Below are 13,665 nucleotides of genomic sequence, written 5' to 3'. Positions count from 1 at the left end.
CGAAGCCATCTGATGCCGACCTCTTCGGGGTGCCGAGGATTCCCGCCACTGCCGTGCCCGTCTCAGCTTGATGCCGGTGCGGCTGCACAGAAAGCGCCCCGCTGAGCAAGGGAAATTACCGAATGCTCTAAATGCCGGTTTCTTTGGAAGTGGTTGGAACTCGTCCGCCAGGCCATGAAAGCCGCAGGTCACCTACTCTGCTCCCCGCACACGCGGGGATGGACCCTCCTCCGTCGACACGTCCAGCGCGGCGATCGACTGCTCCCCGCACACGCGGGGATGGACCCACCCGTCTGGTGGGCCCGCGCGCCTGATGGACCTGCTCCCCGCACACGCGGGGATGGACCCGGGCCGGGTCGGTCGCGGCGTACCGCGAGGCGCTGCTCCCCGCACACGCGGGGATGGACCCCCGGACCGGCTCGTCGGCACCAGCGAGCTCCTCTGCTCCCCGCACACGCGGGGATGGACCCCCTCCCCCGAGCGCTCTGACGGCCTCTCAACACTGCTCCCCGCACACGCGGGGATGGACCGGCCATCCGCCAGTTCGACGCGGTGGGCGGATCCTGCTCCTCGCGCTGCGCGCGGAAAGATATGCGTGGTGCTCTGCGGCGCCGACACCGACCCGACTGGCCTTGTACGCCGGCCCGCAGAACACCGACGACCCGTCCGGCCAACACGGCGATGGCTGCGGCGCCGCTGGCGATCTCTACCAGGCTGAACGCAGGTGAGCCCTCCATCGACTCACGCGGAGGTCAGCTCGGCTCCCAGGTGCGGACAGCCGTCATGATCTCGGGCAGTACCTCGGCCTTGCGGGCCATGAGGTAGAAGCGGTTTCGGGTGCGCTGGACTTCGTGGACGACGGCGAAGCCCTGCGACTCGTAGTAGCGCACCAAGCCAGGGAACACGCACCCCCGGCGTACCCACGTCCGCCCCGTGTGGGCTGCCCGGTCAACAGCCCACAGCGCGATCAGGGTTCCGGGCCGGTGCGTACGGTCGGCGGGGTCGGTGACGGTCGTGTACAGGTAGTCAGCGGGCTCGTCGAGTTCCTGTGCGGTCCAGCCCCACGGCGGGGTGGCCTGCTGAATGGTGGTGCAGCCGATGACCCGGCCGGTCTCGTCGTCGGTGAGGACCCACATCGAGCCGTCGCTGTTCTCGGTCTGCCCGGCCACGTCGTCCGCGCTGCCTCGCCACGAGGGCAGCTGCCGTTCCTCCAGCCAGGTGGAGCGGGCCAGGATGAGCGTACGGACGGCGGGACCATCGGCGGGTGCGGCCGGACGCATGAGGTACACCGGTCTGCTCCTGGGCGGTGGAAGCTGGTCTACAGAGGTGCTGTGGCAGCGAGGGTGGAGGTCGAGACTTCCAATTTCAGCCGTACAGCCGGGCTGGGCTGTGGCCAATGTGATGACGGCCTGTGTGTCGGCCGGCTCAGCCGGAGACCTGGAGCGCGCGGTGACGCTGGCTCCGCAGGCGCACAACGGGGTGGGCTCTTCGCATTCTCCGCGCGCGAGGGGGAGCTCGGCCGCCGCATGGGAGTATCCGGGGAGATGAGCCGGGAGGGCGCGGGGCGCCGGGCCGGGATGACGAGAGGGATGGGGCAGCGGGTGTTCGGGGTTTCGTTGGGGGAGGACGGGGCGGAGCTGCGGCCGTTGGAGCCGTGGCAGGCGGAGGAGTACTTCGCGCATCTGGAGCGGGGGCGGGAGTACATCGGGCGGTATGTGGGGCTGGCGGACGCGTGCCACGACCTGGAGTCGTCGCGGGCCCTGCTGCAGCGGTTCGCCGAGAAGGCCGCCGCCGACGAGGCGCGGATCTACGGGATCTGGCTGGACGGGACGCTGGTGGGCGGGGTGCTCTTCGTGACGTTCGACGTGGCGCACGGGACGGCCGAGGCGGGGTGCTGGCTGGAGCCGGCCGCGGCCGGGCGGGGGCTGGTCACCCGGGCGGTGCGGGTGCTCATCGACTGGGCCGTGGAGGTCCGGGGCATCCACCGGGTCGAGTGGGTCGCGGGCGCGGAGAACGCCGCCAGCATCGCGGTGGCCCGGCGGGTCGGGATGACCAAGGAGGGCACCCGGCGCGGGTGTTACCTGCACCGGGGCGTCCGGCAGGACATGGAGGTCTGGTCGGTGCTGGCCCCGGAGTGGCGGGAGCTGAAGGGCCGGGCATGACGGTCGGTGACCCGGCCGCCGGGTCACCCGGGTGCCCGGGAGCGGCGGCGCACCGGCCGCCGGGTGCCTAGGGTCGGTCCCGGGGGCGGCCACGGGTGCCGCCCCGGACGGTCAGCGGCGGGAAGGGCGGCACGGACATGGCGGGACCCATTCTCATCACCGGCGCGGGCACCGGCTTCGGCAAGGAGGTCGCCCTGCGGCTCGCGGCGGCCGGGCACGAGGTGATCGCGGGCGTGGAGATCATCGCCCAGGTCGGCCCGCTCCGCGCCGAGGCCCGGGAGCGGGGCGCCGAGCTGCGGGTCGAGAAGCTGGACGTCACCGACCCGGGCGACCGGGAGCACGCCTGGTCCTGGGAGGCGGAGGTCCTGCTGAACAACGCGGGGGTCTCCGAGGGCGGGGCCACCGCCGACATCCCCGAGGAGCGGCTGCGCCGGCAGTTCGAGGTCAACGTCTTCGGACCGGTCCTGCTCACCCGGGGCATCGCCCGGCGGATGGCGGCACGCCGGAGCGGCCGGATCGTCTTCATGTCCTCGGTCGCCGGGCTCACCACGGACCCGTTCACCGGCGCCTACTCGGCCTCCAAGCACGCCGTCGAGGCGTTCGCGGACGCGCTCGACCAGGAGCTCGCGGAGTTCGGCGTCACCGTCGCCACGATCAACCCGGGTCCCTTCCTCACGGGCTTCAACGACACCATGTTCGAGACGTGGAAGGAGTGGCGTGACGACCCCGCGGAGCGCCTCTTCGACTACGCCGGACTCGCCTTTCCGCACGAGCAGTACGACCCCGAGCCGGTCTATGAGCGCACGGTGCGGGTGCTGCTCGGGGAGGACGACCGCTACCGGCATGTGCTCCCGGAGGAGATGGCGGCCCAGGTCCGGGAGCAGGCCGACGGACAGTGGGAGCGGCGGCTCAACGACGGGCGCCGGCCCGCGCTCGTACAGAAGGCGTACGAGATCCGGCCGGGGACGGCCGTCCAGTCCTGAGTGCTGTCCCTCGCCTCACCGTCCGGCCGCGCGCTGTCCGCCGATGGCGGGGACGGCGGTACGCGGAGGGTGACGCGGCCGGAGGAGAGGTCTGTCGGGCCCCGTGCCGGGTCCGTGTCACCGGGCTCGTCACGGGTGAGCGCGAGGCGCCGGCGCTCGTCGTGGGCGTGCTTGCGGCCGGGTGCGAACAGTTCCTCCAGCATGGACCACATCGGGTACCGCCTCTCATGTCACCGCCAGCCGGAGGATGCGGTCGTCACCCGCGCCGGGGGTGCCCCGGCCGTCGGTCTCGCCGGTGACGAGCCAGAGCCCGGCGCCGCCCGCCGCCAGTACCGTGCGCAGCCGGCCGTACCTGCCCTGGAGGAACGGCTGGGGGGCGGCCGACGGTTCCGTACCCGCCAGGGGGATCCGCCACAGCCGCTCGCCGCGCAGCCCGGCCATCCAGATGGAGCCCCGGGCCCAGGCGATGCCGCTCGGGGAGGCGTCGGCGGTCTTCCACTGGGCCACCGGATCGACGTACCCGGGCTTGCCCGCCCGGCCCTCCGCCACCGGCCAGCCGTAGTTCTTCCCCGGCTCGATCAGATTGAGCTCGTCCCAGGTGTCCTGCCCGAACTCGGCCGCCCACAGCCGCCTCTGCCCGTCCCAGGCGAGGCCCTGCACATTGCGGTGGCCGTACGAGTAGACGACCGAGTCGGCGGACGGGTTGCCGTGCACCGGCTGCCCGTCCGGGGTCATCCGGAGGATCTTGCCGGCCAGTGACGCCCTGTCCTGGGCCAGCCCCCGGTCGCCGGTCTCCCCGGTGCCCGCGTACAGCATCCGGTCGGGCCCGAAGGCGATCCGGCCGCCGTTGTGGACGGTGCCCTTGGGGATGCCGCGCAGAATCGTGTCGGGGGCGCCGAGCTGCCGGCCGGCCGGCTTGCGCTCGTCGTAGAGCAGACGCGCGATGCGATTGTCGGACTCGGTGGTGAAGTAGGCGTACACCTGGTGGTCGGAGGCGTACGAGGGGGAGACCGCGAGTCCCAGCAGCCCGCCCTCGCCCGCCGGGGCCACGCCCGGGACCGTGCCGAGCGAGGTCCGCTTGCCGCTCTCGGTGTCCACGCGGGTGATCGTGGCCTCGTCGCGGGAGGAGACCAGCAGGTCGCCGTCGGGGAGCAGGGCGGCGCCCCAGGGCGACTTCAGCCCCTCGGTGAGCGTGGCGGCCACCCGTACCGAGCCCTTGGCGGGCGGCGCGGAGGGGGAGGGCGCGGCCGAGGAGGCGACGGGGGAGCCGGGGGACGCGGGGGCGGCCGGGGCCGGTGCCCCGCCGTCCGCCGAGCAGCCGGCCGTGAGCAGCAGCGCGGCGGCGGCCGAGGCGATCACGAGAGCGGGACGTCGCACGGTTTCGATCCCTTCGGGGAGGGGGCGGGGTGGGACCTGGCTGGGCTGTGTCGGTGACCGGGTACGGGCCGGGGCCGGGGGACCCCCGTACGGTGCGGGGACGGGTGCCGTCCCCGACCGGGGCGAACAGGACCGCCTTCGGCTCGGCCGCCCCGCCCGGGGTCCGCGCGGACCCGTCCCCGCACGGACCGGGCCGTCGTCTTCCAGGTTGCCGCACACTCCGGCCACATGGGGCCCGTCCGCACCGGAAAGCGGTTCCGTCCCGGGAACGTCCGGAAACACCGGGGGCACTCGGCGCCCCCGGGGCTCAGTCCCAGGAGTCGCGGGCCGGGGGCAGGGCGGCGATCTCCGCCAGGTCGCCGGCGGTCAGGGCGAGGCCGGCCGCCCGGGCGTTCTCCACCGCCCAGTGCGCGCGCTTCGTCCCCGGCACGGGCACCACCTGGGGGCCCTGGGCGAGGGTCCAGGCGAGCGCGACCTGCGCCGGGGTCACCCCGGCCGCCGCTCCGCCGTGTCGCTCGGCCACCCGGCGCAGGCCGGCCACCAGGGGCTGGTTGGCGGCCATCATCTCGGCGGTGAAGCGCGGATGGCGCGCCCGGGGGTCGTCGGGCTCGAAGCCGCCGCCCGGGGTGAGCGTCCCGGTCAGAAAGCCGTTGCCGAGCGGCATGGCGGCCAGGAAGCCGACGCCCCGGGAGGCGCACCAGGGCAGCAGCCGGGCCAGCGCCTCGGGCGACCACACGGACAGCTCGGCCTGGACGGCGCTGACCGGGAACACCTGCTGGACCCGTTCGAGCTGGCGAATCGTTCCGTCGAAGACGTCCGGCGCGACCGGGAGCCCCGGAACCGACCCCGGTACCGGCCCCGGCCCGGGACCCGCCGGGGCGGCCCGGGGAGCCGTGCCGGTGGCGGCGCCCGGAGCCGTACGACCGGCGCCCGGAGGCACCCGGACGGTGCCCGGCGCGCTGTGCGCCCCCCGGGGCGTACCCGGGGCCGCGGCCGTACCCGGGGACGTACCGGCGGCCCGGCGGAACAGCGGGCTCCGGCGGACCGTGCCGCGCCCGGGCGCGGGGAACACCGCGCCGCCCCGGCGCGCCGGGCGCGCCCCCACCGCGCACCAGCCCAGCGCCCGAACCTTGCCGGCCGTCACCAACTCGGCCATCGCGCCCCAGGTCTCCTCGACCGGCACCTCGGGGTCGGCGCGGTGCAGCTGGTAGAGGTCGATCACCTCGGTGCCCAGCCGCCGCAGCGAGGCGTCGCAGGCCCGGCGGACATAGCCCGGCCGGCCGTTGGCGACGACATGGCCGTCCCCGACCAGCAGCCCGCACTTGGTGGCCACGAAGGCGTCGGCGCGTCTCTCCTTGAGCACCCGGCCGAGCAGCAGCTCATTGGTGAACGGCCCGTACATGTCGGCGGTGTCCAGCAGCGTCACCCCCGCGTCGAGCGCCGCGTGCACGGCCCGCAGCGAACGGTCACCGCGCTGCTCGGAGGTGGTGTAGGCCCAGTTCATCGGCATGCAGCCCAGCCCGACGGCACCGACTGCGAGCGCCGTCGCCCCGATGTTCCTGCGCTCCAACTGCCGTTCCCCTCCCAGTGCCGTCCCCCAAACTAACCAATGCGGCACCCACTCCTTGTCATAGCCTCCAGACCATGACCGCTGATGTATGGCTCCCGATCCCCGCCGACGAGATACCCGGCCTGCCCGACCCCGCCGCGAACGGCTGGACCTACCGCCTCTGGGACGGCGGCGCCGAGCTGCCGGCCGACCCGGCGGACTGTGTCTTCTACGTCGTCCCCTATATGAAGGGCTCGGAGATCGCGGTACGGCCGCTCGGCGGGATGGCCTCGGTACGGGTCGTGCAGACGCTCTCCGCCGGGACCGACCATGTGACCCCCGGCCTCGGACGGCTGGCGCCGGGCGTGGCGCTCTGCAACGCCAAGGGCGTCCACGAGGCCAGTACGGCGGAACTCACCCTCGCCCTGATCCTGGCCTCGCTGCGTGGCATCCCCGGCTTCGTCGAGGGCCGGCAGCGCGAGGAGTGGCGGGCCGGCTTCTACCCGGCGCTGGCCGACCGCACGGTGCTGATCGTCGGGTACGGCTCCATCGGCGCCGCGATCGAGGACCGGCTCGCGCCCTTCGAGTGCGCGCGGGTCATGCGCGTCGCGCGCTCCGCCCGCGCTTCCACGCGCGGCCCGGTGCACGCGCTCACCGAGCTGCCGGAGCTGCTGCCGGAGGCCGATGTGGTGGTGCTCTCCACCCCGCTCACCCCGGACACCCACCACCTCGCGGACGCCGGGTTCCTCAAGCGCCTCAAGGACGGCGCGCTGCTGGTGAACATGGCGCGCGGCCCGGTGGTGGACACCGGGGCGCTGCTCGCCGAGACGGCCACCGGGCGGATCACCGCCGCGCTGGACGTGACCGACCCCGAACCACTGCCCGCCGGCCATCCGCTGTGGCACGCCCCCGGTGTGCTGATCAGCCCTCATGTCGGAGGTTCGACATCCGCCTTCATGCCCCGCGCCAAGCGGCTGATCGCCGACCAGCTGACCCGGTTCGCGGCCGGGGAATCCCTGCGGAACGTGGTCCTGACGACCGGCTGACCCCGGGGCCCCCGGCCCCGCGCGGCGGCCCGGCTCCGGGCACGCGCCCGGCCCGCCCGGGCCCCGGCGGGAACCCGTACCCGGGTCGTCGGGCCCCGGCCGGGGACCCGTACGGGGAACGCCCGGCCCCGGGCGGGGATCCTTGCCCGGACCGGCCGGTCCGCCCCCGTGGCCCGGGCCGATGCGCGTGGCCGGTCCGCCCGGCCGCCGGCGGGAGCCCGTACCCGGACCGGCCGGTCCCGGGCGGGGACCCGTACCTGGACCGGCCGGTCCGCCCCCGTGGCCCGGGCCCGTGCGCGTGGCCGGTCCGCCCGGTCCCCGGCGGGAGCCCGTACCCGGCGGTCCGCCCGGCCCGTCGCACCGGCGTGGCCCCGGTCCGCCAGGTCCCTCGTGCCGGGCCGGATCCGGGCCCGGTCCGCCCGGTCCGTTCCGGCGGGAGGCCGTGCCCGGGTCGTCCGGCCCCCGGCGGCGGCCCGCAGCCGTACGCCTGCCCGGGGCGCCGGCCCGGCCGGACGTCCGGGTCCACCCCCCTGCGGGTGATCTCCGGAGGCCGTTTCCCGGGAGCGCCCGGCGGCGCCGGAGGTCTCGCCGGTACGGCTCCCCGACGGCGCTCCCGGACGACTCTCCGAACGCTTCCCGGGGCGGAATTCCGGGCGGTTCCGGGGGCCCGGGCGGGGGTCGTTCCGGGGCTCCCCGACCGGGTGACGGACCGTCCCGGGGCGGGGACGGCCGCCCGCGCGACCAAGGTCCACATCACCCTTCGAACACGCTCCGCAGCAGGTCGGGCGCTATACGCGCCAGTAATGACGATGATCGTCACGGAGCGTAGAGCACCCCTGTCCCTCCGTGACGATCCTGGTGTATCGTCCCGATCTGGGGGGACGCGTCGAGCACAGGGCCGGCGCAGGGGAGCGATGTGAGTACCGATCAGAATCCGAGGGGGGCGACGGGTGATGCACGGTCGATGGACCACAGTTCCGACGCGGCGAGGCGGCCGACAGCGACCCTCGGGGTCGTCGCGGCGGGCTCCGGCACTTCTCCGGCTCCGGCAGGGACTCCGCCGGCGCGGACTCCGGATCCGGCAGGGGCGCGGACTCCGGCCCGGGCTCCGGCAGGAGTTCCGGCCCGGGGCCAGGCTCCGGCCGCACCGTCCGCCGACGGTCACGCCGCGAGGAGCGGTCCGGTGAGCGCCCCCGGCATGCTCGTCGAGCGCCGGCCCGTCGCCGGGCCCGGACCGGTCGTGGACCACGGCGGCCGGGGCGCCCCGGTGGCGCCCCGGCGGACCGGTGGTCCGGCCGTGCAGCTGCTGCTCGCCCTCGCCTGCGGGGGGTACGCGCTGGGTGCCCTGCTCGGCTGGGGCTCCCGCCGGACCGCCCTGGTGATGGGCGACTTCGGGCTCAGCCTGGCCGCGCTGATCGCCTCGGTCTCGTGCTTCCTGTACGCGCGGCGGCGGAGCGGCGGATTCCGGCCCGCCTGGCTGCTGTTCGCCTTCTCGTCGGCCATGGCGGCCTGCGGCAACGGCGTCTGGGGCTGGTACGAGGTGGTGCTCGACCGTGAGGTGCCGGGCACCTCCGTCGCGGATCTGTTCTTCCTGCTCTTCGCGCCGCCCGCGATCGTGGGGCTGCTGGTGCTGGCCAAGCGGCCGGTCACCCGGGCCGGCTGGGTCTGTCTGGGGCTGGACGCCTGGCTGATCGGCGGCTCGCTGCTGACCCTCTCCTGGAGCCTGGCGCTCGCCCACGCGGCCGACGCCGGGGGTGAGAGCGTGGCCCGGGCGGCGCTCTCGCTGGCGTATCCGCTGCTGGACATCGTGCTGGTCAGCATGGTCCTGGCGCTGCACTTCCGGCGCACCCAGGCCAACCGCTCCGCCGTGCACACCGCCATCGGCGCCCTCGCGCTCACCGTGCTCTGTGACGCGCTCTTCACCTCGCCGCTGCTGCGGGAGCACTACTCCTCCGGCCAGCTGCTGGACGCCGGCTGGTTCGCCGGTTCGCTGCTGCTGGCGTACGCGCCCTGGGGCGTCCGCCGCGCCGGGTACGCCGTACCGCCGCGCGGGCCCCGGTCGCCCAGCAGGCCCATCGCCGGATCGCTCGCCGCGCTCACGCCGTACCTCGCCGCCGCGGTCTGCACCCTCGGGATCCTGTACAACGTGATCGAGGACCGCAGCGTCGACCGGGTGGTGCTCTTCACCGGCTGCACGGTGGTGCTGGCACTGGTCATGCGGCAGGGCATCATGCTGGTCGACAACATCGCCCTCACCCAGGAACTGGCCCAGAAGGAGAACCACTTCCGCTCCCTGGTGCAGGGTTCCAGCGATGTCATCATGATCGCCGCGCCGGACGGCGTGCTGCGGTACGTCAGCCCGGCCGCCTCCGGGGTGTACGGGCGGGACGCCGACGAACTGGTCGGCACCGAGCTGGCCGACCTGATCCACCCCGACGACCTCGGCGGCGTCGTCCACGAGGTGCGCCGCTTCCTGGCCGCCGCGCCGGCCGACGAGCCGACCACCCGGATCGAGTGCCGGTTCCGCTCCGGCACCGGCGACTGGCTCAATGTCGAGTCCACCGTCAACCGCCACCACGGCGGACTGATCCTCAACAGCCGGGACGTCACCGAACGGGTCCGCCTCCAGGCGCAGCTCCAGCACAGCGCCGAGCACGATCCGCTCACCGACCTGCCCAACCGGGCGCTCTTCACCCAGCGGGTCCGACAGGCGCTCAGCGGCCGGCGCGCGGGCGACTCCGGCGCCGCGGTGCTCTTCATCGACCTGGACGGCTTCAAGGGCGTCAACGACCGCCTCGGCCACCAGGCCGGCGACGAGCTGCTCATCCAGGCCGCCCGCCGGCTCCAGGAGTCGGTGCGTGCCGGGGACACCGCCGCCCGGCTCGGCGGCGACGAGTTCGCCGCGCTCATCCTCGGTGACGGCGGCCGGGAGCAGGCCGCCCGCGAGGTGCAGGTGCACGAGATCGCCGACCGGCTGCGGATCACGCTCTCCCAGCCGTACCGGATCGACGGCCGCCAGGTCCGGGTCGCCGCCTCCATCGGCGTGGCCTTCGCGGAGCCCGGCATCAGCGCCGGCGACCTGCTGCGCAACGCCGACCTGGCGATGTACCGCGCCAAGGCCGGCGGCAAGAACCGGGTCGAGCTGTACGCCCCGCAGATGCAGGCCGAGGTCACCCGCCGCACCGAGCTGACCGCCCGGCTGCGCACCGCCCTGCACGACGGCGAGTTCGCGCTGCTCCACCAGCCGGTGGTCAGCCTGGCCACCGGCCGGATCGCCGCCGTCGCCGCGCAGGCCCGTTGGCGCTCCGCGCAGGGCATCCTGTTCACCCCCGCCGAGTTCCTGCGCTCCGCCGAGGACGGCGAGCGCGCCGCCGACCTCGGCCGCTGGCTGCTGGAGAAGGCGGTGGCGCAGGCCGCCGAGCGGGGCCGGCTCGGTCACCGGGCGCCGGTGACCGTCCGGCTCTCGGCCCGCGCCCTGCTGGACCGCTCCATGCCGCTCTCCACCGTGGAGGCGCTGCTCACCGAGCACGGGCTGCCCTCCGGGGCACTCATCGTGGAGCTCTCGGACAGCGACCCCCGGATCCCGTTCGACGAACTGGAGCGGCGGCTGGTCGCCCTCCGCCGGCTGGGCGTGCGGATCGCGCTGGACGGCTTCGGCAGCGGATACGCCGCCGTCAACGCCCTGCGCCGGCTCCCCGTGGACATCCTGAAACTCGACCGGAGCCTGGTGGACGGGGTGGTGGAGTCGGCCCGTCAGCACAAGATCACCAGCGGTCTGCTGCGCATCGCCCGGGACCTCGGCATGGAGTCGGTGGCCGACGGGGTGGACCGTCCGGAACAGGTCGCCGCGCTGCGGGCCATGGGCTGCACCCACGCCCAGGGCATGGCCTTCTGCGGGCCGCTCGACGAGTACCGGCTGCGCCGCGCCCTGGCCCGGCATGTGCTCCCCGCCGTGGGGGCGGAGCCGGTGCCGCTGCCGGTCCTCAGCGGCACGGGCGGCGGACTGGCCGCGGGGGGCGGTCTGAGTGCGGCGGGTGGACTGGCCGCGGGCGGCGGACTGGCTGCGGGCGGCGGGTTGACGGCGGGCGGCGGTCTGGCGGGCGCCGGAGCGGGCCGTACGGGCTCCGGGCGGGCCGGCGCCGGGCGGCCGGGCGGCGGCCTGCCGGGCGCGGGTCTGACGGGCGGCGGGCCGGCCCCGGGGCTCGGGGGCAAGGGCCCCGGCCGTCCGGGCGCGGGCGCGGCGCTGACGGGCGGCGGACGCACCGGCAGCGGAGCGGGTCTGACGGGAACGGGTCTGACCGGAACGAGCGCGGGTCTGACCGGAAACGGTTCGGGTCCGCCACCCCTGCGCTCACATGATGAGACGCGCGTCCCACCCACTTGACACTGAGGGCGCGCCGGGGGGAGGGTCATTGCCATGCGCACCCGAATTCTCGTACTTGGAAAGCGCGTCGGCTGAAGCGGGCCCGTCACGGCCCCGCTGACCTCCCCCGACGCGCTCCCCTCGCTTGCCTCACGGCACGAGGGGTTTTTTGTTGCACCGGCACCCCCGGGGTGCCGGACCGACCGACCTCGTGAGACCCCTCGCGAAAGCCTCGCGAGAACGCGAGGGCCCCGCACCACCGCGCGGGACCCCGCGCAACCCTCAGCTTCGAGAAGAGAATGCCGATGACCGAGCAGGCCCCCGGGGCCCACCATCCGCAGCCGCGGGCCCGTACCGGCGGCACGCCCCCCACCGTCGTCGAACACGTCACGGGTGCGCAGTCCCTCATCCGCTCTCTCGAAGAGGTCCGCGCCGACACGGTGTTCGGCATTCCCGGCGGCGCCATCCTCCCCGCGTACGACCCGATGATGGACTCCACCCGGGTGCGCCACGTCCTGGTCCGGCACGAGCAGGGCGCGGGCCACGCCGCCACCGGGTACGCGCAGGCCACCGGCCGGGTCGGCGTCTGCATGGCCACCTCGGGCCCCGGCGCCACCAACCTGGTCACCCCGATCGCGGACGCCCACATGGACTCGGTCCCGCTGGTCGCGATCACCGGTCAGGTCGCCTCCAAGGCCATCGGCACGGACGCCTTCCAGGAGGCGGACATCTGCGGCATCACCATGCCGATCACCAAGCACAACTTCCTCGTCACCAGGGCCGAGGACATCCCGAGGACCATCGCGGAGGCGTTCCACATCGCCTCCACAGGCCGCCCCGGACCGGTCCTGGTCGACATCGCCAAGGACGCCCTCCAGGCGCGGACCACCTTCAGCTGGCCGCCGGTCACCGACCTGCCCGGCTACCGCCCGGTCACCAAGCCGCACGCCAAGCAGATCCGCGAGGCGGCCAAGCTGATCGTCCGGTCGAAGCGGCCGGTGCTGTACGTCGGCGGCGGCGTCCTCAAGGCCGGCGCCACCGCCGAGCTGAAGGTGCTGGCCGAGCTGACCGGTGCCCCGGTCACCACCACCCTGATGGCGCTCGGCGCCTTCCCCGACAGCCACCCGCTGCACGTCGGCATGCCCGGGATGCACGGCTCGGTCACCGCCGTCACCGCGCTCCAGAAGTCGGACCTGATCGTCGCCCTCGGCGCCCGCTTCGACGACCGGGTCACCGGCAAGCTGGACAGCTTCGCGCCGTTCGCCAAGGTCGTCCACGCCGACATCGACCCGGCCGAGATCGGCAAGAACCGCACCGCCGACGTGCCGATCGTCGGGGATGCCCGGGAGGTCGTCGCGGACCTGGTCCAGGCCGTCCAGCTGGAGTACAGCGAGGGCCACCGCGGCGACTACAGCGCCTGGTGGAAGGACCTCTCCCGCTGGCGCGAGACCTATCCGCTCGGCTACGACCAGCCCGGCGACGGCTCGCTCTCCCCCCAGCAGGTCATCCAGCGCATCGGACAGCTCGCCCCCGAGGGCACCGTCTTCGCCGCCGGCGTCGGCCAGCACCAGATGTGGGCCGCCCACTTCATCGACTACGAGCACCCCGCCACCTGGCTCAACTCCGGCGGCGCCGGGACCATGGGGTACGCCGTCCCGGCCGCCATGGGCGCCAAGGCGGGCCGCCCGGACCGGACCGTCTGGGCCATCGACGGCGACGGCTGTTTCCAGATGACCAACCAGGAACTGGTCACCTGCGCCCTGAACAACATCCCGATCAAGGTCGCGATCATCAACAACGGCGCCCTCGGGATGGTCCGCCAGTGGCAGACCCTCTTCTACAACCAGCGCTACTCCAACACCGTGCTCCACTCCGGCCCCGGCGCCACCGGCCGGGAGCCGAGCGCCGGCACCCGGGTCCCGGACTTCGTGAAGCTGGCCGAGGCGATGGGGTGCGTGGCGATGCGCTGCGAGCGCCCGGAGGACCTGGACAAGGTCATCGCCGAGGCGAACGCGATCGACGACCGCCCGGTCGTGGTCGACTTCATCGTCCACGAGGACGCCATGGTCTGGCCGATGGTCGCCGCCGGCACCTCCAACGACGAGGTGATGGCCGCGCGCGGCGTCCGCCCCGACTTCGGTGACAACGCGGACGACTGAAGACAGCGAGAGTGAGAGAGAACGAG

At 74.3% G+C, this 13,665-nt stretch carries 7 protein-coding genes, 2 pseudogenes and 1 CRISPR repeat array; of the genes and pseudogenes, 5 read left to right on the top strand and 4 right to left on the bottom strand.

Annotated features, from left to right (window positions below):
• Positions 1–197: 197 nt before the first annotated feature.
• A CRISPR array of direct repeats spans positions 198–531; the repeat unit is 29 nt; unit sequence CTGCTCCCCGCACACGCGGGGATGGACCC.
• A 221-nt stretch (positions 532–752) separates the two neighbouring features.
• Positions 753–1,280, bottom strand: coding sequence for a GNAT family N-acetyltransferase (locus NX801_RS13570; protein WP_258787909.1), 528 nt, complete (start codon positions 1,278–1,280; stop codon positions 753–755).
• A gap of 321 nt (positions 1,281–1,601) precedes the next feature.
• On the opposite strand from NX801_RS13570, the gene NX801_RS13565 reads away from it, so the two are divergent.
• Together NX801_RS13565 and NX801_RS13560 are read left to right on the top strand one after the other, a co-directional pair.
• A complete protein-coding gene (locus NX801_RS13565; protein WP_258787885.1) occupies positions 1,602–2,162 on the top strand; it encodes a GNAT family N-acetyltransferase in 561 nt (186 codons plus the stop codon).
• 137 nt (positions 2,163–2,299) lie between these two features.
• On the top strand, positions 2,300–3,145 hold the full coding sequence (locus NX801_RS13560; RefSeq protein WP_258787884.1) for an SDR family oxidoreductase: 846 nt from the start codon (positions 2,300–2,302) through the stop codon (positions 3,143–3,145).
• Positions 3,146–3,222: 77 nt separating this feature from the next.
• Here NX801_RS13560 and NX801_RS13555 read toward each other — a convergent pair.
• The 3 genes and pseudogenes from NX801_RS13555 to NX801_RS13545 form a co-directional block, all read right to left on the bottom strand.
• A pseudogene (locus NX801_RS13555) lies at positions 3,223–3,348 on the bottom strand (DUF6191 domain-containing protein); the annotation flags it as partial.
• A gap of 22 nt (positions 3,349–3,370) precedes the next feature.
• The gene (locus NX801_RS13550) at positions 3,371–4,522 is read right to left on the bottom strand and encodes a PQQ-dependent sugar dehydrogenase (RefSeq protein ID WP_428986137.1); all 1,152 of its coding nucleotides are present in this window, start codon (positions 4,520–4,522) and stop codon (positions 3,371–3,373) included.
• A 307-nt stretch (positions 4,523–4,829) separates the two neighbouring features.
• Entirely contained in the window at positions 4,830–6,092 is a 1,263-nt protein-coding gene (locus tag NX801_RS13545) for an aldo/keto reductase (protein ID WP_258787882.1), read from the bottom strand.
• Between the two features lie 74 nt (positions 6,093–6,166).
• Here NX801_RS13545 and NX801_RS13540 point away from each other — a divergent pair, with 74 nt between their 5' ends.
• The 3 genes and pseudogenes from NX801_RS13540 (at position 6,167) to NX801_RS13530 (ending at position 13,639) form a co-directional block, all read left to right on the top strand.
• A complete protein-coding gene (locus NX801_RS13540; protein WP_258787880.1) occupies positions 6,167–7,117 on the top strand; it encodes a 2-hydroxyacid dehydrogenase in 951 nt (316 codons plus the stop codon).
• 1,183 nt (positions 7,118–8,300) lie between these two features.
• Positions 8,301–11,108 (top strand): annotated as a pseudogene (locus NX801_RS13535) (putative bifunctional diguanylate cyclase/phosphodiesterase); the annotation flags it as partial.
• Positions 11,109–11,779: 671 nt separating this feature from the next.
• A complete protein-coding gene (locus tag NX801_RS13530) occupies positions 11,780–13,639 on the top strand; it encodes an acetolactate synthase large subunit (protein ID WP_258787878.1) in 1,860 nt (619 codons plus the stop codon).
• Positions 13,640–13,665: the final 26 nt, after the last annotated feature.

The organism is Streptomyces pyxinae (assembly GCF_024756275.1).
Classification (GTDB): Bacteria; Actinomycetota; Actinomycetes; order Streptomycetales; family Streptomycetaceae; genus Streptomyces; species Streptomyces pyxinae.
This window is presented reverse-complemented; position numbering and strand designations above follow the sequence as displayed.

Bases quoted from the DNA above. Each gene is read 5' to 3' on its own strand.
- NX801_RS13570 (WP_258787909.1), bottom strand. From the start codon at position 1,280: ATGCGTCCGGCCGCACCCGCCGATGGTCCCGCCGTCCGTACGCTCATC.
- NX801_RS13560 (WP_258787884.1), top strand. From the start codon at position 2,300: ATGGCGGGACCCATTCTCATCACCGGCGCGGGCACCGGCTTCGGCAAG.
- NX801_RS13540 (WP_258787880.1), top strand. From the start codon at position 6,167: ATGACCGCTGATGTATGGCTCCCGATCCCCGCCGACGAGATACCCGGC.
- NX801_RS13530 (WP_258787878.1), top strand. From the start codon at position 11,780: ATGCCGATGACCGAGCAGGCCCCCGGGGCCCACCATCCGCAGCCGCGG.